Below are 21,504 nucleotides of genomic sequence, written 5' to 3' on the forward strand. Positions count from 1 at the left end.
TGAGACCGCTAATTGTCTCCGGTCTCTTATAAAAATTAAAATTCTTTTCTCAGCCAGCTATTCAGTCGCTTAAACCATGAGCCAACAGAGGTCCTTTTTTCCACTTCAGCCTCACCACTGAGATGCGATTCCTTCCCGTAGTGCAACAACCCTACTGCGGTCGAGTAATACGACTCCTGGGCATAGTCAGTAAGGCCAGTAATATTCAACGGCTGACCGATACGCACCTGCGTATGGAACACACGCTGAGCACAGGCTGCCAGGCCTTCAATTTGTGCCGCGCCGCCGGTTAACACAATCCCCGCCGCCAGGTGATGTTTAACACCCTGCTGGCGAAGCTGTTCCTGTAGCTGCAAAATCTCTTCGTTGACCAGGTTGAGCAGCTCGGTATAACGAGGCTCAATCACTTCGGCCAGCGTCTGGCGCTGCAGGCTACGAGGTGGACGACCACCAACGCTCGGGACTTCGACGTTCTCGTCTTTCCCGACAATAGAGCCCAGCGCACAACCATGACGCACTTTAATCGCTTCCGCATCACTCGGTGGCGTGCCGAAGGCGTAGGCGATATCGCTGGTCACCACGTTCCCCGCATAAGGGATAACTTTGGTGTGACGCAAAGCACCGCCGGTATAGACCGCCATGTCCATGGTACCACCGCCGATATCGACAACACAGACACCCAGCTCGCGCTCATCTTCGGTCAGTACCGCATAGCTCGCGGCCAGACCGGCAAAAATTAATTGGTCAACTTTCAGACCACAACGTTCAACCGCTTTAACGATGTTTTTCGCCATATCGTTATGGCAGGTAATCAAATGCACTTTCGCCTGCATACGAACGCCGGACAGCCCAACCGGATTCTTGATCCCTTCCTGGTAATCAATAGCGTATTCCTGTGGAATCACATGCAGAACGCGGTGTTCATCACGAACACGCACTGATTTTGCCGTATGCACCACATTTTCCACATCTTCCTGCGTCACTTCCTCTTCCGAAATCGGCACCATGCCTATCTCGTTTTGGCAGCTGATGTGCTTGCCCGACAGCGCCAGATAAACAGAAGAGATCTGGCAGTCTGCCATCAATTCAGCCTGGTCAATAGCCCGCTGTACGCACTTAACTACCGACTCGAGGTCATTTACCCCGCCTTTGTCCATACCACGCGATGGGCAGCTACCCACGCCAATAATATTGACCATACCGTCGGGCAGAACTTCCCCTACTAAAGCGGCAACCTTGGCGGTGCCAATCTCCAGTCCAACTACCAGTTTTCTGTCCGTCGCCTTGATCATTGTTGTTCTGCCTGTGCCTGATTCTGTTGCTGATTCGGATTAGGTACCGGAGGAGGAAGAGCCTCCCAACCTACCGCGGCGCCTGAATCGTATCGCAGGTCGACATAACTGATCCGTTTGTTATCAGCCTGCGCCTGCTGCTGCAGAACCGGATAAAGTTCTACAAAACGATCCAGACGTTTCATCGTATCGCCCCGACCAAGGTTGAGCTTAATTCCGTTATTCAGCGTCAACTGCCAGGAGCGGCGGGCGGTCATAGCCGCCTGTTTCAACGTAAACTTATCCTTTGCCAGCACTACGCCCATGTCACGGTAACCTTGCAGAACTTCATTTTCGCTGCCTTCCGGGCCGGAGAGCATCGGTAAAGTCTGCTTGCTGGTGCGTTCTGCTGGCACGCTGAAGGAATTTCCCTCCGCGTCAACCATATGCTGGTCATTCCAACGTGCTATCGGCACATATTCAACCAGATGAATCTTCAATTCGTCCGGCCACTGCTTTCTAACGCTTGCTTGTTTGATCCACGGCAGGCGTTCTATCTGCTGTTGGATAATATTCACGTCCTGGGTCATAAAAGTACCCGGCGGCCCCAGGGCCAGAATAGACTGGCGAATATCATCATTGCGCGTGTAGTGACGTTCTCCCGTCACCACCAGCCTGGAGAGCGGCAAACGCTGGGCGTCTTCCATCCAGCCCACCACAATCCAACCGCCGATAAACACGCTCAACAGTACCGCGCACAGGAAGATCATTCCTGCCAGACGGGACCCATTGCTGCGTCTCGAGCTGGTATTTTCCTCGGCACGATTACGCGCATTCAGTGCAGCCTGCGACATATCAGTCCGCCAGTTCCAAAATACGTACAACTAATTGTGAGAAGCTCATCCCCGCCTCGCGAGCCGCCATCGGCACCAGGCTATGGCTGGTCATCCCTGGAGAGGTATTCACTTCTAACAGGTAAAATTGCCCGTCGCTGTCCAGCATCACATCGACACGGCCCCAGCCGCTGCAGCCAATAACCTGCCACGCCTGCAGAACTAATGCCTGTAATTCCTGCTCTCTTTGCTCAATTAATCCACCCGGACAGAAATATTGAGTTTCATCAGAGAGATACTTCGCTTCATAATCATAGAAGGTTCCAGCGGGTTGGATGCGAATAGACGGTAAAATTTCATCGCCTAAAATCGCAACCGTATACTCCGGGCCGCTCAACCACTTTTCAATCAGCACTTCTTCATCGTGTTCAAAGGCAAGCTCAAGCGCCGCTGGCAGTGCCTCTGCGTGGTCGACCTTCGACATGCCGACGCTGGAACCTTCACGGCTCGGCTTGACGATAACCGGCAATCCCAACGCGGCAACACGCTCAACCAACGCGCCGCTCAGGCCCGCAGCAATATCCTGGCGATTAACGGCAACCCACGGCGCAACAGGTAAGCCAGCACCCTGCCACAGCAGTTTGCTGCGCAGCTTATCCATCGTTATCGCCGAAGCCATCACGCCGCTGCCGGTATACGGCAGCGCCAGAAACTCCAGCAGCCCCTGCAAAGTACCGTCTTCACCACCGCGACCGTGCAGCGCGATAAAAACTTTGTCAAAGCCCTGAGCCTTCAGCTCCAGCACCGACTGGCTTTGCGGGTCGAACGCGTGAGCATCAATGCCTGCTTCTTTTAACCCGGCCAGCACCGCGCTGCCGGACTGCAGGGAAACCTCGCGTTCTGCGGAATTGCCCCCCAGAAGAACGGCGATCTTATCAGCCATGATGCCCTTCCTCTTTAGTTTGAGGCTGCAACTTGATTTCAGCCAGGTTTCGGGCGATTTTGCCGATATTCCCGGCACCTTGAACGAGAATCAAATCATTTCCCGTCAAAACAGGCGCTAAAATTTCAGCCACTTCTGCATGATCGGATACCAAAATAGGATCAACCTTGCCGCGGCCGCGAATTGTGCGGCATAAAGAGCGGCTGTCGGCGCCAGGAATCGGCGCTTCACCAGCGGGATAAACTTCCAGCATCACCAGGGAGTCAACCTGGGACAGCACGCCAGCAAAGTCATCGTACAAATCACGCGTACGCGTATAGCGGTGCGGCTGGAAAACCATTACCAGATTTTTGTCTGGCCAGCCGGCACGTGCTGCTTTAATCGTGGCATCCACTTCCGTTGGGTGGTGACCATAGTCGTCCACCAGCATGGCGGTGCCTGTTTTACCGTTGACCGACTCCAGCGGATATTCGCCCAGGAAGTCGAAACGGCGACCCGTCCCCTGGAAACTTTCCAGCGCACGAAGAATGGCTTCGTCTTCGATGCCCTCCTCCGTTGCGACAGCAACCGCCGCCGCCGCATTCAGCGCGTTATGGCGGCCCGGGGCGTTCAGCACCACATGCATGTCAGGCTTGTCCTGACGCACGATGGTGAAAAATCCCTGCGCGCCTTTCTGCTGGTAATTCTCAACGCGCACGTCCGCATCGTCGCTGAAACCGTAAGTGGTAGTCTGGCGGCCAACACGCGGCAGCAGCTCGCGAATCACCGGATCGTCCACACACATCACTGCTCGACCATAAAACGGCAAATTGTGCAGGAAATTAATAAACGTCTGCTTTAAATTTTCGAAGTCGCCCTGGTAGGTATCCATATGATCGGCTTCGATATTGGTCACAATTGAGACCATCGGCTGCAAATGCAGGAACGAAGCATCGCTTTCGTCGGCCTCTGCAATGAGATAACGACTGTGCCCCAGGCGAGCATGCACGCCAGCCGCTTTCACCAGGCCACCGTTCACAAACGTCGGATCCAGACCTGCTTCGGCATAAATGCTCGACACCATCGCCGTCGTTGTCGTTTTGCCGTGCGTACCCGCGACGGCAATGCCGTGGCGAAAGCGCATCAGCTCGGCCAGCATTTCAGCACGACGGATAACCGGAATACGAGCTTCATGGGCGGCAACAATTTCCGGGTTATCCGCAGAAATTGCTGTGGAAACAACAACAACGCTTGCATCACGCACGTTTTCCGGGCGATGGTTGAAATAAATCGTGGCACCCAGTGCCGACAACTGCTGCGTGACCGGGTTCGGCGCCAGGTCGGAACCGCTGATCTGATAACCTTCGTTAGCCAATACCTCAGCAATGCCGCCCATACCGGCGCCGCCGATGCCAACAAAGTGAATGTGCCGGACGCGACGCATCTCGGGCACGATTGAACGCAGTTTCGCCAGTTGTTGTGTATTCATTCTCTAAACCTGCAAGCGGCATGCCGCCATTACATCAAATTTACAGGGGGCAATTTGCCTCCCACAAGTATTACGCGCGCGCTGCGGCGCTGACTTCATTTGCTACACGTTCGGTTGCATCAGGGATGGAAGCAGCACGCGCCCGCTCGGCCATTGCCAGCAGCGTTGCTCTGTCCCATTCGGCCAGGGTACGGGTAACGGCATCCACGGTAAACTGCGGCTGCTCCAGTATTTTCGCGGCTCCGGCCTTTTCCAGAGGCAGCGCATTCCAGTACTGCTGCCGATCTTTGTGCTGGAACGGAACAAACAGCGCGGGCAGGCCCGCTGCCGCGATTTCACTCACGGTTAACGCCCCTGAGCGGCAAACCACGACGTCAGCCCATTCATAGGCAGCCGCCATGTCATCAATAAACTCGGTAACCTTATGCTGCGGCTGGCCGGCTTCGGCATATGCCTGCTGCACAACCGCCTGGCCGCCTTTTCCGGTTTGATGCCAGATAGTCACCGTTTCACCCAGGCGTCCGGCAACCTGCGGCATAGTTTGGTTCAAAACGCGCGCGCCCTGAGAGCCGCCCACAACAAGCACCCGCACCGGGCCTTCTCGCCCGGCAAAGCGCACCTGCGGCAGCGGTAACGCCAGTACATCGTTACGCACCGGGTTGCCAACAACATCGGCCTTAGGGAATGCGCCTGGGAAGGCTTGCATCACTTTGGTCGCGATCTTCGCCAACCATTTGTTCGTCAGCCCGGCAATGCCGTTCTGTTCATGCAGCACAACGGGAATGCCCAAAGACCAGGCAGCAAGGCCACCCGGCCCGGAAACATAGCCGCCCATTCCTAATACCACATCCGGCTTCCACGCCTTCATGATGGCGCGAGCCTGACGCCAGGCGTTAAATATACGCCCAGGAGCCAGCAATAAGGCCTTCACGCCCTTGCCACGCAGCCCAGAGATGCGAATAAAGTCAATCTCAATACCGTGTTTAGGCACCAGATCGGCTTCCATACGGTCCGCGGTACCAAGCCACCGAATATCCCATCCTTCAGCCTGAAGATGATGAGCCACGGCCAGCCCGGGGAATACGTGCCCGCCGGTACCGCCCGCCATCACCATCAACCGCTTCGCTTTGCCCGTCATTTGGCACTCCGTGTAAACGCCTGAGCTTTAGCCAGACGCGTTTCATAATCTATTCTCAACAGCAGCATGATTGCCGTGGACATAATCAGCAGGCTGGAACCGCCGTAACTGATAAGCGGCAACGTCAGGCCTTTGGTTGGCAGCATACCCGCCGCAGCCCCGACGTTAACTAACGCCTGGAAGCTAAACCAAATGCCGATAGAACACGCCAGGAAGCCGGAGAAACGCTGATCCAATTCCAGAGCACGTTTGCCGATCGACATCGCACGAAAAGCGACGAAGAATACCATCAAAAGTGCAAGCACCACACCGATATATCCCAGCTCCTCACCGATGATTGAGAAGATAAAGTCGGTGTGCGCTTCGGGCAGATATTCCAGCTTCTGGACCGAATTCCCCAGCCCTTGTCCCCACAATTCACCGCGCCCAAAAGCCATCAGTGATTGCGTTAACTGGTAGCCGCTGCCGAAAGGATCTTCCCATGGGTTCCAGAACGAGGTTACGCGGCGAATACGGTAAGGCTCAGCGAGGATCAGCAGGATAACCGCCGAAATCCCCATGCCGATAATGGCGATGAACTGCCACAGCTTTGCCCCCGCCAGGAACAGCATCGCCAGCGTGGTGACAAACAGCACAACCACGGTACCGAGGTCAGGCTGGGCCAGCAGCAGAACGGCCATCACCAGAATCACGCCCATTGGCTTCAGGAAGCCGCGCAGGTTATTTCGAACTTCATCAACCTTACGCACAAGATAGTTTGCGAGATAACAGAACAGCGACAGCTTGGAAAACTCAGCGGGCTGGATACGCAACGGGCCGAAGGCAATCCAGCGCGATGCACCGTTAACCGAGCTGCCGACGACCAGTACAATCAGCAGCATCACGATAGAGGCCAGCAGCATAGCCGTACTGTGGCGCTGCCAGAAATCCATCGGCAGGCGTAGCGTCACCATCGCCAGCACGAATGCGACGATGATGTATAACCCGTCGCGTTTTGCGAACAGGAAAGGATCGTTGGCCAGACGCTGGCCCACCGGCATCGACGCCGAGGTCACCATAATAAAGCCGATCGCCGCCAGACCGAGGGTCAGCCAAAGCAGCGTGCGGTCATACAGCACCATGCTGTTGGCGTCGGCCTCACGGGAGCCCATTACCCACCCTTTTAACGCCGAAGCGACCCAGGCCAGGATGCCAAATCCTGGTACACGGGGAACGCGCAGGCGAGGGAGAGATAAACGCATCAGCCGAGCTCCTTCGCAAGTTGAGTAAACATATCGCCGCGTTGTTCGAAGTTTTTGAACTGATCGAGGCTGGCGCAGGCCGGAGAAAGCAGCACCATATCGCCAGATTCCACACGGGCCGCGGCAAGTTTCATTGCCTGCTCCATGGTTTCTGTCTGCTCGGCAATATCCGGGCGTAACTCGGCCAGTTCCGCGCCGTCGCGACCAAAGCAGTACAGGCGCACGCGGTCGCCCTGCAGGTAGCGAGCCAAAGGCGAGAAATCAGCGGACTTACCGTCTCCCCCCAGCAGCAGATGCAGCGTGCCCTCAACGTGCAGGCCGTTCAACGCGGCTTCGGTACTGCCGACGTTGGTCGCCTTGGAATCGTTAATCCAGCGCACACCGTTACGCTCCCAGGCCAGCTGGAAACGGTGTGCCAGACCGGTATAGGTGGTCAGCGCTTTCAGGCTGGTAGAACGAGGCAGCTTCACCGCATCCGCCAGCGCCAGAGCTGCCAGCGCGTTGGTATAGTTGTGCTGCCCGACCAGCTTCATCTCTTTGGTGTTGAGGATTTTCTCCCCTTTCACCCGCAGCCAGGTATCACCCTGCTGGCGGTTAAGATGATAATCACCGACGTCGACACCGAAGCTGATGCAGCGCTCGTCTGCACCACGCACCGGCATGGTCAGCGCGTCGTCCGCGTTGACCACACAAACTTTGGCATTTTCATAGATGCTCAGCTTCGCCGCACGGTATTGCTGCATCCCAAACGGATAGCGATCCATATGATCTTCCGTTACGTTCAGAACGGTCGCCGCCGCGGCCTTCAGGCTATGGGTGGTTTCCAGCTGGAAACTGGAGAGTTCGAGCACATAGAGCTCACAGCCTTTATCCAGCAGCATCAGCGCTGGCAGGCCAATGTTTCCGCCCACGCCCACGTTCACGCCCGCCGCTTTCGCCATCTCTCCCACCAGCGTGGTCACTGTGCTTTTACCGTTGGAACCGGTGATCGCGACAATCGGCGCCTGGGCTTCACGGCAAAACAGTTCGATATCACCGACTATTTCGATACCAGCGTCTGCCGCCGCGCTCAATGCCGGCGTGGCAAGCGCAATGCCCGGACTTGCGATAATCAAATCCGCCGCCAGGAGCCAGTCTTCATTTAACGAGCCGGTATGGCGCTCAACGTTCTCAGGCAGCTTATCAAGACCAGGAGGGGCGATACGGGAGTCCATCACGCGCGGCGTAACGCCGCGAGCAAGGAAGAAATCCACGCAAGACAGGCCGGTAAGGCCTAACCCGATGATAACGACGTTTTTACCCTGGTAATCTGCCATATTTAGCGAACCTTCAGCGTAGCCAGGCCAATCAGCACCAGCATCAGCGAAATAATCCAGAAGCGCACAATGACGCGCGGCTCCGGCCAGCCTTTCAATTCATAGTGGTGGTGAATCGGCGCCATACGGAAGATGCGCTGTCCCCGGAGCTTGAACGAGCCAACCTGCAGGATAACCGACAGGGTTTCAACCACGAATACGCCGCCCATAATCACCAGCAGGAATTCCTGACGCAGCAGTACCGCGATAGTCCCCAGCGCACCGCCGAGAGCAAGAGAACCTACGTCGCCCATGAAGACCTGAGCCGGATAAGTGTTAAACCACAGGAAACCTAAGCCAGCACCGACAATGGCCGTACAGACGATAACCAGCTCCCCCGCGTGACGCAGGTAAGGAATGTGCAGATAGCCCGCGAAGTTCATGTTCCCCGTCGCCCACGCGACCAGCGCAAAACCAGCGGCCACGAACACGGTCGGCATAATCGCCAGGCCATCAAGGCCATCGGTCAGGTTTACCGCGTTACCGGTACCGACAATGACAAAGTAGGCAAGCAGCACATAGAACAGGCCAAGCTGCGGCATCACGTCCTTGAAGAACGGCACAACCAGCTCGGTCGCAGGCGTCCCTTTCCCAACGGCGTACATCGTGAAGGCAACCACCAGCGCAATCACCGACATCCAGAAGTACTTCCAGCGAGCGATCAGCCCTTTAGTGTCCTTCCGAACTACTTTCCGGTAATCATCAACGAAGCCAACGATCCCGAAGCCTATCAGCACGAACAGTACGCACCAGACGTAAGGGTTGGAGGGATAGGCCCACATCAGCACGGAAACCACAATGGCGGTCAGGATCATGATCCCGCCCATCGTTGGCGTCCCTTTCTTGCTGAAATGCGACTCAGGACCATCGTTACGAACAACCTGCCCGAAGGAGAGCTGTTGTAAACGCGCGATCATACGCGGCCCCATCCAGAGGGAGATAAACAGAGCGGTCAGCAGGCTGACAATGGCGCGAAACGTCAGGTAAGAAAAGACGTTAAAACCGGAATAATATTTGACCAAATGTTCGGCCAGCCAAACTAGCATGCTTGTTTCTCCTGTAATGCGCGAACCACCTCTTCCATGGCCGCACTACGTGAACCTTTCACCAAAATGGTTAAAATTGAATGTTCCGCAATCAGCGCCTGTAAACGCGCGACCACGGCCTGTTTATCGGTAAAATGCTCGCCAACATCTGATGCGTCGCTGAGCGTCTTGCTCAACACACCCACGCTCAGAACACGGTCAATACCTGCGGCCTTTGCCGCTTCGCCAACCTGACGATGACAGGCCTCGGCTTCATCACCCAGCTCACCCATGTCGCCAACTACCATCACGCGGTAGCCCGGCATTTCTGACAGCACCTGCGCCGCCGCGGTCATTGAGCCCACGTTAGCGTTGTAGCTGTCGTCCAGCAGCAGCTGGTTCTCAGCAAGCTGAATAGGGAACAGGCGACCGGGCACGGCTTTCAGCTCGGTAAGCCCGGCTTTAACCGCTTCCAGCGTTGCGCCAACGGCCATCGCCAGTGCGGTCGCCGCCAGAGCGTTAGCAATGTTGTGGCGGCCAGGTAATGGCAGCACAACGTCGACATCGCCCTGCGGGGTTTGCAGAGTAAACCCGGTGCCATGAGAAGTGATATGAACGTTGGTCGCGGTAAAGTCACTTCCGGCCGCATTCGGAGAGAAGCGCCAGGTTTTGCGATCGCCCACGATCGTCTTCCAGTTCAGCCAGTCGTTGTTATCGGCGTTAAGGATCGCCGTGCCGTTCGCCGCAAGGCCGGTAAAGATCTCGCCCTTCGCTTTCGCCACGCCAGCCAGAGAACCAAAACCTTCAAGGTGCGCAGCAGCCAGGTTGTTGACCAGAGCCGCTTCCGGACGGGTTAACCCCACGGTCCAGGCGATTTCCCCCTGGTGGTTAGCGCCCAGCTCGATAACGGCATAATCGTATTCTGGCGTCAGGCGCAGCAGCGTCATCGGCACGCCAATATCGTTATTCAGGTTACCTGCGGTATAGAGCGTATTGCCGCACTGGCGCAGAATAGATGCCGCCATTTCCTTCACCGAGGTTTTGCCGGAAGAGCCGGTTAACGCCACAACGCGAGTAGGCACCTGCTGGCGAACCCATGCACCCAGCTCGCCAAATGCAAGACGGGTATCGGCCACAACCAGTTGTGGCACATCAATATCCAGCTTACGGCTAACCAGTAATGCGCCGGCCCCACCTTTCACCGCATCGGCGGCAAAGTCATGGGCGTCAAAACGTTCGCCTTTCAGCGCGACAAACAGGCAGCCAGCCGTCAGCTTGCGGGTGTCGGTTGTGACGTCGATAATATCCGCATCTGCGCCATGCAGCTGCCCGTCGAGAATGGACTCCAGTTGCTTCAGAGAGACGCGAATCATGCGACAACCCCCAGCAGACGTGCAGCCGTTACGCGGTCGGAGTAATCCAGACGGCGGTTACCGACAATCTGATAATCCTCGTGGCCTTTACCCGCCAGCAGCACGACGTCATTTTCTTTCGCCTGCATGATGGCGTTGGTCACCGCTTCTGCGCGCCCCAGTACTACGTGTGCACGCCCGGCGTCCAGCATGCCGGTCAGGATATCGTCGACGATGGACTTCGGTTCTTCGGTACGTGGGTTGTCATCGGTCACCACCACCACATCGGCGTATTGCTCAGCAATACCGCCCATGATTGGCCGCTTACCTTTGTCACGATCGCCGCCGCAGCCAAACACGCACCAAAGTTTGCCGGAGCAGTGCAGACGAGCAGCCTGCAGGGCTTTTTCCAGCGCATCCGGCGTGTGGGCATAATCCACTACCACGGTAGGTTTGCCAGCGACGCTGAACACTTCCATGCGGCCACAAACCGGCTGGAGGCGTGAAGCGGTTTGAATTAATTCGTCGAGCGGGTAGCCCAACGCCAGCAGCGTTGCCAGAGCCAGCAGCAGGTTGCTAACGTTAAACGCGCCCATCAGGCGGCTTTCAATTTCGCCTTTGCCCCACGATGAGCTGAAGCGGATAGTCGCCCCGCCATCGTGATAAATAACTTCGTCAGCTTTCAGCCAGCGGCCATGAGCGCCCGGCTCAAGGTTATTTTCCATGGTGACCGCAACGGCATCCGGCAGGCGAGCAAGCCAGCGATGACCCACTTCGTCATCGGCGTTAACGATCGCCTGGCCGCAGTCATGCTCGGAGAACAGCAGCCACTTAGCGGCCTCGTAATTCGCCATATCACCATGATAATCAAGGTGATCGCGGCTTAAATTGGTAAATACGGAAGCAGCAAATTTCAGCGCTGCCACGCGATGCTGAACCAGGCCGTGGGATGAAACTTCCATGGCGCCAAAGGTCGCATTTTGTTCTTTCAGGCTCGCCAGCACGTACTGCACGTCTACCGCAGAGCCGGTGGTGTTTTCTGTCGGTACAACCTGCCCCAACAGGCCGTTGCCCACGGTCCCCATCACGGCGCTGGTTTCACCCAGTAATTGCGCCCACTGCGCCAACAGCTGAGTGGTTGTCGTTTTTCCGTTAGTCCCTGTTACGCCAACCAGGCGTAAAGCTTCAGAAGGCTGATGATAGAAACGACCCGCCAGCGCAGACAGCCGCTGATGCAGCTGGCTCAGGTAAATAACCGGCACGCCGTGCATCTCGCGAACTTCACCATCCGCAGCTTCACCGTCCGCTTCTGCGATCACGGCAGCCACACCCTGTGCTATAGCCTGCGGGATATAACGACGCCCGTCCGCCTGATGACCAACCACGGCCACAAAAAGATCGCCCGCAGCCGCCACGCGGCTGTCGAGAGTCATCTCTCGCAGCGCTCTCGCAGGGAGTCCAGCTACCCACGGAGCAAGAAGGTCGCTCAAATTACGATCTGCCACCTGAAGCCTCTTTCTGATTAATTACAAATTCGCTTTTTTCACCGGTTGCCAGCGCATCCGGCTCTATGTTCATGGTGCGCAGTACGCCGCCCATGATTGCACCGAACACAGGTGCAGAGATGGCACCGCCGTAATATTTACCGGCCTGTGGATCGTTAATCACTACGACCAGAGCAAAACGAGGATTGCTGGCTGGCGCAACGCCTGCGGTGTAAGCAATGTATTTGTTGATGTATTTGCCGTCCGGCCCGACTTTTTTCGCGGTACCGGTTTTGATAGCGATACGGTAGCCCTTGATGGCCGCTTTCACGCCGCCACCGCCGGGCAGCGCCACGCTTTCCATCATGTGAAGCACGGTGCGAACGGTTGATTCAGCAAAGATACGCTCGCCGGGAACCGGCGGGTCAACTTTGGTTATCGACAGCGGCCGGTAGACGCCATAGCTGCCGATGGTTGCGTAGACTCGCGCTAACTGTAACGGGGTTACCATTAGCCCGTAGCCGAAAGAGAAGGTGGCCCTCTCTATGTCAGACCACCGTTGTTTTTGAGGATATAAGCCACTGCGTTCCCCGACCAACCCCAAATTGGTCGCTTTTCCCAGTCCAAAACGTGAGTAAGTGTCTACTAACGCTGAGGAGGGCATCGCTAACGCCAGTTTTGAAACCCCGACGTTACTCGACTTCTGTAGTACCCCGGTAAGGGTCAATTCGTTGTAGCGCCCGACGTCTTTGATCTCATGACCATTGATTCGGAACGGCACGGTGTTAAGCACGGTATTTTCCTGAACCACACCACGCTGTAGCGCGGTCATCACCACCATCGGCTTAACGGTGGAACCCGGTTCAAAAATGTCGGTAATGGAACGGTTACGCATCACATCTTTTGCCGTGCCGGTCAGGTTGTTCGGGTTATAGGACGGGCTGTTTGCCATCGCCAGAACCTCACCAGTGCTCACGTCAACTAAAACGGCGCTGCCCGATTCGGCCTTGTTAAAAGCAACGGCGTTATTCAGTTCACGGTACACCAGCGCCTGCAGGCGTTCATCAATGCTCAAAGCCAGGTTATGGGCGGCCTGGCTGTCAGTGGAGGAAATGTCTTCGATAACGCGCCCGAAGCGGTCTTTACGCACAATGCGCTCGCCGGGCTGGCCGGTGAGCCATTTATCAAAGCTTTTTTCTACCCCCTCGATCCCTTCACTATCGACGTTGGTAAAGCCGATGAGGTGAGCAGTCACTTCGCCTGACGGATAGTAGCGGCGAGATTCCTGCCGCAAATGGATTCCAGGAAGCTTGAGCTTCTTGATGTAGTCGCCAATATCCGGGTTAACCTGGCGAGCGAGATAAATAAACCGCCCATTTGGGTTGCTGTTCACGCGGGAAGCAAGCTGGTCGAGAGGAATTTTTAGCGCATCCGCCAGGGCCTTCCAACGGTTGTCCAGCGTCACGCCACCGGCGTCGTGTAATTCTTTCGGATCGGCCCAAATCGCATTTACCGGCACGCTAACGGCCAGAGGGCGGCCAGCGCGATCGCTAATCATACCGCGAGAGGTAGATACCTCCTGCACACGAAGTGAGCGCATGTCACCCTGCCGCACCAGCATGTCCGGACTGATTATCTGTAGCCAGGCAACACGACCCAGCAGGAAAGCCAGCGCCAACAGAATGCAACCGCAGAGCAACGCAAAACGCCAACTGATAAAGTTGGCCTGTTCTTCCTGACGTTTTGGTTTAAGCGTTTTTGCCGCTGCTCTCATCTGTCGCACTATTCCTTATTGCTGAACTACGATGTTTTCCTGCGAAGGATCGACATGCTGCAGCTGCAGCTTTTCCGTCGCGATCCGTTCAACCCGGCTATGATCGCCGAGCGCATTTTCTTCAAGAATCAGGTTGCGCCATTCAATATCCAGCGCGTCACGCTCAAGCACCATCTGCTCACGCTGCGCGGTAAGCAGACGGGTATGGTGCGCCGTCGTGACCACGGAAACCGCGGTAACGATAATCGCGGCGAACAAACAAAGTGCCAGTTTCCCATGACGAAAAAGATCGCCACCAATCACGGTAGGCAAAGCATGACGCTCATTGCTGCCGAGCTGCGTAACTCTGCTTAGGGTCTCTGTCACTCGGTTGATCATGCGTTAGTCCTCTCTGCGATACGCAAAACGGAACTGCGTGCACGCGGGTTCTCCGCCACTTCATCTTCACCCGGCATCATTTTGCCGATCGCTTTGAGCTGGCGACCGCCCAGCTTATTCAGCTGTGCTTCCGTCATGGGTATACCCGCCGGAACCTGCGGACCGCGGCTCTTTTCACGCATAAAGCGTTTAACGATGCGATCTTCCAGCGAGTGGAAGCTAATGATCGACAAACGACCGCCAACCGCCAACGCTTCCAACGAGCCATTCAACGCTTTTTCAATTTCATCCAGCTCGCTGTTGATCCAGATACGAATAGCCTGGAAGGTGCGGGTCGCCGGATGCTTGAACTTATCTTTGACCGGCATTGCAGCAGAGACGACCGCCGCCAGTTCTTTAGTGCGTGTCATCGGCTCTTCGCGGTTACGCTCGACGATGGCACGCGCAATACGTTTGCCAAAGCGTTCTTCACCAAAGGTTTTGATCACCCACGCAATATCCGCTTCTTCCGCCGTCATCAGCCATTGGGCTGCGGATTGACCGCGCGTTGGGTCCATACGCATATCCAGCGGCCCATCGCGCATAAACGAAAAACCGCGCTCCGCATCATCCAGTTGAGGAGAAGAGACGCCGAGATCCAGCAAAATGCCATCGATCTTACCGTCCAGTTCGCGCTCACGAGCGTAATCTGCAAGCGCAGAGAATGGGCCATGAATGATGGAGAAGCGTGGATCATCAATAGCAGCAGCTGCGGCAATAGCCTGCGGATCGCGGTCGATCGCCAGCAACCGTCCTTGCTCACCGAGCTGGGACAGGATCAGGCGTGAGTGGCCACCGCGACCAAAAGTGCCATCAATGTAGATGCCGTCAGGACGAATATTCAGGCCGTTAACGGCCTCATCCAGCAGCACCGTAGTGTGTTTAAAATTTTCCATCATTTCTAAAGTGACAAATCCTGCAGACGATCCGACAAGGTGTTTGTCGAACCCTGCTCAGCGTCGATATCTTCCTTGACCTGTTGATGCCAGGTCGCTTCATCCCACAGCTCAAACTTATTGAACTGGCCGACCAGCATTACTTCTTTGGTGAGCCCGGCGTGCTGACGTAAAACTGGCGCCAGCAGCAGTCGCCCGGCGCTATCCATCTGACATTCACTGGCATGCCCCAACAGCAGGCGCTGCACGCGGCGCTCTGCGGGGTTCATGCTCGACAGACGGGCAAGCTTTTGTTCAATGATTTCCCACTCGGGAACGGTATAAAGCAGCAGGCAGGGGTGATGGATGTCGATGGTACAAACCATCTGACCTTCTGAGGTTTCGATCAGCTTTTCCCTGTAACGGGTAGGCACGGCAAGCCGCCCCTTGCTGTCGAGATTGACTAACGTTGCCCCACGGAACATGCCAGCCTCACCCTTTAATGACCCATTTCACCACTTTACCCCACAAATTCCCACATAAAGGAGTTTACGGAGGGGAGGAAAACCTTGTCAAGCCAGCCAGGTCGCCTGCGGGAATAAATTCCCGCGCCTAAGCGATTGATTAATGGCTGGCGTGAAAAAACTCGCATTGGCGAGGCAAAATTAACGTTATGAATATTTGAAAGAAAAAGACCAATAAACATCAACAGCGTTAAAACGACCGAAGACTTACTTTGAGAAATATTAAGTACTCAGTTTGCGACGCGGGCGGCATTTTAAGGTATTTCAAGGCGGGTGAACAGCGGCAGATGCCCGTCTGGCTTGGGTTTGACGCGGTTTTGAAGAAAAGAGAGGTTGCTAATGATTAATAATCCAACATTTCTTATCAACGGGTGTGTAACAAAATAATACAAACGAGGAATTTATTTCGCGGTGAGGATTTTTTTTACCAGATTTTTCCCGCCTAATTAATTACCTTAAAAAATAAGGGTAAATATACGGGAAAAATCTTAATTAAGTTTAAGCGTGACGTAACACCTCTTTGTCAGTAACGACTTAAGCTACCACGGCGATAAAGATTTCGGCGAATCCGGGTTAACCCAGGCTTTGGCTTACGCGGCTCATCAAGGCTTGCCAGCACCAGCTCAAGCACCCGCTCCGCTACATCCCGATGGCGCTGCGCAACCGCCAGCACCGGGCACTGCAGGAAATCCAGGAGTTCATGATCGCCAAAGGTGGCGATGGCCAACTCTGACGGCAGTCGCCCCTGCCGGCGAAGCGTCACATCCATAACGCCCTGCAGCAACGCAAAAGAGGTTGTGTACAGCGCGTCAGGCATCGTATTCGTTTCCAGCCATTTTTCGAAAAGCTGGGCGGCAGCTTCACGTTCATAGCTGTTGGCATAGAGGTAGTTAACCGTGCGCGGATCGTCTTTCCATGCGGTGCGGAATCCCTGCTCACGCAGGAAACTGACCGACAGTTCAGGCAAGGCACCGAGGTAAAGGATATTGTCGCCAGGGAACTTACGCAGTTCCTCCGCCAGCATTTCCGCATCGTCCTGATCGGCGCCGACGACGCTGGTGAAATGCTCGCGATCCAGGGCGCGATCGAGCGCGATTATCGGGAACGAATCATTCGCCCAGCGCTGATAAAAAGGATGCTCAGGAGGCAAAGAGGTCGATACGATAATCGCATCAACCTGCCGCTGCAGAAGGTGTTCAATGCAGCGCATTTCGTTGTCAGGCTGATCTTCAGAACAGGCGATCAGCAGCTGATAGCCACGCTGACGAGCCTGGCGCTCAAGGTAATTTGCAATACGGGTGTAGCTGGTGTTTTCCAGGTCAGGGATCACCAGACCGATAGAACGCGTGCGTCCTGCGCGTAGCCCTGCGGCCACTGCATTAGGGTGGTAGTTATGTTCTCGTACCACAGCCATGACTTTCTCAACGGTTTTATCACTAACGCGATACTGTTTAGCTTTCCCGTTGATGACGTAGCTTGCCGTGGTGCGCGACACGCCAGCCAGACGCGCGATTTCATCCAATTTCACTGTAGCCCCTTACTCTCCAGGTGATCCATAACCATACCCTGGTCATGGTTAACAACATTTACATCTAAGCGCAGAATAATAACTCCGGCAACCGCTTTTGCGGGGTGTTGTTTTCTTATTTGCAAAAAAAAGCCCGGCAGTGATTACCGGGCATGTGAATCAGATCACATTCGTCGCTAGCGCATGATCTTATCGCCGCGCGAAACGCCGACAATGCCCGAGCGGGCGACCTCGACAATTTTGGCCACATCGCGGATCGTATCCAGGAATGCGTTGAGTTTATCGCTGGTGCCAGCAAGCTGAACGGTGTACAGCGTTGGCGTCACATCGATAATTTGCCCACGGAAGATTTCCGCGCTGCGCTTCACCTCTTCGCGCCCGTATCCGCTGGCCTGCACCTTCACCAGCATGATTTCACGCTCGACGTAAGCGCCCTGCCCCAATTCACTCACACGCAGGACATCCACCAGCTTATGCAGCTGTTTCTCAATCTGTTCCAGCACTTTCGCATCGCCGACGGTTTGAATCGTCATGCGTGAAAGCGTTGGGTCATCCGTGGGCGCAACGGTGAGGCTCTCGATGTTGTAGCCGCGCTGAGAGAACAGACCAATGACCCGGGACAGCGCGCCTGATTCATTTTCCAGTAATACAGATAAAATTCGGCGCATAATCAGGTTCTCTCCGTTTTGCTTAACCACATTTCATCCATTCCGCCGCCGCGAATCTGCATAGGATAAACGTGTTCAGTACCATCAACCGTCACATCAACAAACACCAGGCGGCCACCGCGAACGGTTTCCAGCGCCTGGGCAAGCTTGCTTTCAAGCTCTTCCGGCCTGGTGATGCTAATCCCAACATGCCCATAAGCCTCTGCCAGACGGACAAAGTCCGGGAGAGACTCCATATACGACTGGGAGTGACGGCCTGAATAGATCATGTCCTGCCACTGCTTGACCATACCGAGATAGCGGTTATTGAGGTTAAGGACCAGAACCGACAAGCCGTACTGAAGCGCGGTGGAAAGCTCCTGAATGTTCATCTGAATACTGCCATCACCGGTGACACAAATAACCGTCTCATCCGGGAGTGCCATCTTGACGCCAAGAGCGGCAGGAAGACCAAAGCCCATCGTGCCCAGGCCACCGGAATTTATCCAACGGCGCGGCTTATCAAACGGATAGTAGAGCGCGGCAAACATCTGATGCTGACCCACATCAGAGGTCACATAAGCCTCGCCGTTTGTCAGGCGATAAGCCGTTTCAATGACTGCCTGCGGCTTAATCGCCTCACTGGTGCGGTCAAATTCAAGACACTGACGAGCCCGCCAATGCTCTATCTGCTGCCACCAGTCCCGAATGTCATCCCCGGACTGCTGCGTTTCTTCCTGAGCAAGCAACTCCAGCATCTGGGTAAGAGCCTGATGGGCATCGCCCACAATCGGAATATCCGCTGCGACAGTTTTGGAAATAGACGTTGGGTCGATATCAATATGCAGTACCGTCGCATTCGGGCAGTACTTAGCGAGGTTGTTGGTAGTACGGTCATCAAAGCGAACGCCTACGGCGAAGATCACGTCCGAATTATGCATCGTCATGTTCGCTTCATAGGTGCCATGCATGCCAAGCATGCCCAGAGCCTGTCGATGCGTAGCCGGGAACGCCCCCAGCCCCATTAACGAAGAAACAACCGGAATATTGAGTTTCTCAGCAAGCGCCAGCAGCTCTGCATCACATGCTGAATTGATAGCGCCACCGCCCACATACATCACCGGCTTTTTAGCCGCAATAAGGGTCTGCAGGGCACGTTTAATCTGCCCTTTGTGGCCCTGTGTCGTAGGGTTATAAGAACGCATACTGACAGCTTCAGGCCAGGCATACGGCAGCTTATTCAGCGGGCTCATGATGTCTTTCGGTAAATCCACAACAACTGGCCCTGGTCGGCCGCTTGAGGCCAGCCAGAACGCTTTTTTGATGATGCCCGGAATATCTTCAACCTGCTTAACTAAGAAGCTGTGTTTCACCACCGGGCGGGAGATACCGACCATATCGCACTCTTGAAAGGCGTCGTAGCCAATCAAAGACGTTGCAACCTGCCCGGACAACACCACCATAGGAATAGAGTCCATATAGGCTGTGGCGATGCCGGTAATCGCGTTGGTAGCACCGGGACCGGAGGTGACGAGTACGACCCCCGTCTCACCCGTTGCACGTGCAAGGCCGTCAGCCATATGCACTGCGGCCTGCTCATGACGCACCAGTACATGATCAATTCCGCCCATAGTATGAAGCGCGTCGTAAATATCGAGTACCGCGCCTCCCGGATAGCCGAATACCTGCTTAACGCCCTGATCGATTAACGACCGGACGACCATCTCGGCTCCTGACAACATCTCCATGGTTTTGCCTCCAGGCTCACGTTTGTGACCGCACGCAGAAATCATTTTCGCGCCGTCGTTGCGACAGGTTGTGTGTCTGCCTGTATCTTTTTTATAGGTTTAGCCCATTAACATAACCGCTCGGGATCCGACAGGCAATTACCTGCCCCGGCTAGTGAGAGATAAGAATTTACTCTCACCGCTACAAAAACCACGCATAACGGAGCGATCGACTGAATCCGGAGGGTGGCTGTTGACGAATATGTCAAAGATGCGGGCAAATACAGCTCGTTATGTATTAATTTAGCATTTTAGTGTTGCCGGAAAGGGAGCGTCAGGAAGTGCTAAAGTAGAAAATATTGTTTTTTTATAAAAACAAAGAAAAAACGGGCTGTTTAGACCCGCAAATCAAAAGACGTTACCTCGTTTATTGGCAGCAGCTTTTCGCTATCTGATTCTGCATCCACAAATGCCCCTTATCCTGCCCCGCAGAGCCATACCACGATAAATAACAGGTAAGCTGTTTCTTCATGAAAGGCACAGGGAATACCTTAAGATTCAAATCAGTAGATACACTATCAACCAGCCAGCGGGGCGCGACTGCCACCATTTTGGTCTGCGAAACCACGTTCAATACGCAGGTGATCGCCATCCCCTGATAGGCAATAGCGCTTTGCTTATTCAATGTGTCATACCAGGGCAAACTGAATGAACCGTAGCATTCAGGCGAAACCACCGCATGCTGTTGATGATAAAAGTCTCGTACGGTCAATGGCGAACGAAAGCCAGGATGTTCTTTTCCCGTCACTAAAACGACTTCATCTTCGAAAAGAGGAATTTTTTTAAAACCTGGACGTATAGTTTCGTCATAGCAAATCAAGAAATCAACTTCCTGATAGCGTAACTGTCTTTCAATATCCTCGTTAAAAGAAGATTTAAAAATTAACTGAACATGAGGTGCAGTGTGTTTAATTGCATCCAGAACGAGCGACATTATTTTGCTGTCCAGGGGGCTCGCCACGCAAAGCGTAAACTGCCGTTTGCTTCTCAGGGGTTCAAAATCGCCTTCGGGCAGTTCATTCTGGACCATCTGTAAAGCATCACGAACAACATCATAAAGCTCAAATGCTCTTGCCGTGGGTTGTATCGTTCGCCCATCGCGTACAAATAACTCATCGTTAAACGTAACCTTCAGGCGAGACACCGCGTTACTGACTGCTGGCTGAGACATCCCCAACAACCTGGCAGCTCCTGTAATGCTTTGCGCTCTCATCACCGTGTCAAACACCGTCAACAGATTTAAGTCTACATGACGCAACCTTGGCTTTATTGTATCCAGAGTCCCCAGACTCTTATTCAACTGATAATCCATTTTCTACTCCAGTAATGAATTGGGTTCCATTCCACAATGCATAAATTGGAAGTTCCGTTGTTTATGGTCATCTGGTAAATATTATTTTTAGTAAATCATCTTACAAACACGCTTAATAACAATGCAGCATACAGATATAGCGTAAGACGCCATCATTATAAAGAAGCTAAAACTTTATGATGAGCAAGTTTTCCCAATTGATGAGTAATACATAAGTTCTACCACATTCATAAGGTGAATTTATGAAATTAAACGTATTATCAGACAGAGCTATAACTTTTCATCTTAATTAATATATTAAGAAAACTCTTTTTCCCGGTGTTTTTCACTGAATACGCCTCGCAAACTCAACGTCCCAGCGCCCCCTCTATCGGCCTAAGGGTTGACACCTGCAGTGAGATCAAGTACCAATAAATACATCACGAAATTGCACAGGGCTTGAAACATGAATCGCACCTTCCGCCTACTTGGTCTACTACTAAACGCATCTTATTTGCGCGGTAGACTGGTGGGCGACAATCAGCGTTGAT

At 54.3% G+C, this 21,504-nt stretch carries 18 protein-coding genes; all 18 read right to left on the minus strand.

Features of this window, described 5'->3' with window-relative positions; all coding sequences use genetic code 11:
* Window positions 1-35 precede the first annotated feature (35 nt).
* Window positions 36-1,292, minus strand: a complete 1,257-nt coding sequence (ftsA, locus tag JT31_RS08545; RefSeq protein WP_008461798.1) for a cell division protein FtsA — start codon at window positions 1,290-1,292, stop codon at window positions 36-38.
* On the minus strand, window positions 1,289-2,125 hold the full coding sequence (gene ftsQ / locus JT31_RS08550; RefSeq protein ID WP_038475571.1) for a cell division protein FtsQ: 837 nt from the start codon (window positions 2,123-2,125) through the stop codon (window positions 1,289-1,291). The genes ftsA and ftsQ overlap by 4 nt, the downstream gene beginning before the upstream one ends.
* Before the next feature lies 1 nt (window position 2,126).
* Window positions 2,127-3,047, minus strand: coding sequence for a D-alanine--D-alanine ligase (locus JT31_RS08555; protein WP_038475575.1), 921 nt, complete (start codon window positions 3,045-3,047; stop codon window positions 2,127-2,129).
* Window positions 3,040-4,515, minus strand: coding sequence for a UDP-N-acetylmuramate--L-alanine ligase (gene murC, locus JT31_RS08560; protein WP_038475578.1), 1,476 nt, complete (start codon window positions 4,513-4,515; stop codon window positions 3,040-3,042). Before murC ends, JT31_RS08555 begins: the two co-directional genes overlap by 8 nt.
* 70 nt (window positions 4,516-4,585) lie before the next feature.
* Window positions 4,586-5,653, minus strand: a complete 1,068-nt coding sequence (gene murG / locus JT31_RS08565; RefSeq protein WP_038475580.1) for an undecaprenyldiphospho-muramoylpentapeptide beta-N-acetylglucosaminyltransferase — start codon at window positions 5,651-5,653, stop codon at window positions 4,586-4,588.
* The gene (gene ftsW / locus JT31_RS08570; protein ID WP_038475584.1) at window positions 5,650-6,894 is read right to left on the minus strand and encodes a cell division protein FtsW; all 1,245 of its coding nucleotides are present in this window, start codon (window positions 6,892-6,894) and stop codon (window positions 5,650-5,652) included. The genes murG and ftsW overlap by 4 nt, the downstream gene beginning before the upstream one ends.
* Window positions 6,894-8,210: a UDP-N-acetylmuramoyl-L-alanine--D-glutamate ligase gene (murD, locus tag JT31_RS08575; RefSeq protein ID WP_038475587.1), complete on the minus strand. Its 1,317-nt coding sequence runs from the start codon at window positions 8,208-8,210 to the stop codon at window positions 6,894-6,896. Before murD ends, ftsW begins: the two co-directional genes overlap by 1 nt.
* 2 nt (window positions 8,211-8,212) lie before the next feature.
* A complete protein-coding gene (gene mraY, locus JT31_RS08580) occupies window positions 8,213-9,295 on the minus strand; it encodes a phospho-N-acetylmuramoyl-pentapeptide-transferase (RefSeq protein WP_038475590.1) in 1,083 nt (360 codons plus the stop codon).
* The gene (gene murF, locus JT31_RS08585) at window positions 9,289-10,647 is read right to left on the minus strand and encodes a UDP-N-acetylmuramoyl-tripeptide--D-alanyl-D-alanine ligase (protein WP_038475593.1); all 1,359 of its coding nucleotides are present in this window, start codon (window positions 10,645-10,647) and stop codon (window positions 9,289-9,291) included. The genes mraY and murF overlap by 7 nt, the downstream gene beginning before the upstream one ends.
* On the minus strand, window positions 10,644-12,131 hold the full coding sequence (murE, locus tag JT31_RS08590) for a UDP-N-acetylmuramoyl-L-alanyl-D-glutamate--2,6-diaminopimelate ligase (protein WP_038475596.1): 1,488 nt from the start codon (window positions 12,129-12,131) through the stop codon (window positions 10,644-10,646). The genes murF and murE overlap by 4 nt, the downstream gene beginning before the upstream one ends.
* Window positions 12,118-13,884 (minus strand): peptidoglycan glycosyltransferase FtsI, encoded by a 1,767-nt coding sequence (locus JT31_RS08595; RefSeq protein WP_038475599.1) that lies wholly within the window; start codon window positions 13,882-13,884, stop codon window positions 12,118-12,120. The genes murE and JT31_RS08595 overlap by 14 nt, the downstream gene beginning before the upstream one ends.
* Window positions 13,885-13,899: 15 nt before the next feature.
* A complete protein-coding gene (gene ftsL, locus JT31_RS08600; protein ID WP_038475601.1) occupies window positions 13,900-14,262 on the minus strand; it encodes a cell division protein FtsL in 363 nt (120 codons plus the stop codon).
* A complete protein-coding gene (gene rsmH / locus JT31_RS08605) occupies window positions 14,259-15,200 on the minus strand; it encodes a 16S rRNA (cytosine(1402)-N(4))-methyltransferase RsmH (protein WP_038475603.1) in 942 nt (313 codons plus the stop codon). The genes ftsL and rsmH overlap by 4 nt, the downstream gene beginning before the upstream one ends.
* Before the next feature lie 2 nt (window positions 15,201-15,202).
* Window positions 15,203-15,661 carry a division/cell wall cluster transcriptional repressor MraZ gene (mraZ, locus tag JT31_RS08610; RefSeq protein WP_038475605.1) on the minus strand — a complete coding sequence of 153 codons (459 nt, stop codon included), beginning with the start codon at window positions 15,659-15,661 and terminating at the stop codon, window positions 15,203-15,205.
* Between the two features lie 562 nt (window positions 15,662-16,223).
* The gene (gene cra / locus JT31_RS08615) at window positions 16,224-17,228 is read right to left on the minus strand and encodes a catabolite repressor/activator (protein WP_038475607.1); all 1,005 of its coding nucleotides are present in this window, start codon (window positions 17,226-17,228) and stop codon (window positions 16,224-16,226) included.
* A gap of 176 nt (window positions 17,229-17,404) precedes the next feature.
* Window positions 17,405-17,896 carry an acetolactate synthase small subunit gene (gene ilvN, locus JT31_RS08620; RefSeq protein WP_038475609.1) on the minus strand — a complete coding sequence of 164 codons (492 nt, stop codon included), beginning with the start codon at window positions 17,894-17,896 and terminating at the stop codon, window positions 17,405-17,407.
* 2 nt (window positions 17,897-17,898) lie between these two features.
* On the minus strand, window positions 17,899-19,623 hold the full coding sequence (gene ilvI, locus JT31_RS08625) for an acetolactate synthase 3 large subunit (protein WP_038475611.1): 1,725 nt from the start codon (window positions 19,621-19,623) through the stop codon (window positions 17,899-17,901).
* A 406-nt stretch (window positions 19,624-20,029) separates the two neighbouring features.
* On the minus strand, window positions 20,030-20,974 hold the full coding sequence (gene leuO / locus JT31_RS08630) for a transcriptional regulator LeuO (protein WP_052048989.1): 945 nt from the start codon (window positions 20,972-20,974) through the stop codon (window positions 20,030-20,032).
* Window positions 20,975-21,504: the final 530 nt, after the last annotated feature.

This window comes from Cedecea neteri (assembly GCF_000757825.1).
GTDB lineage: Bacteria > Pseudomonadota > Gammaproteobacteria > Enterobacterales > Enterobacteriaceae > Cedecea > Cedecea selenatireducens.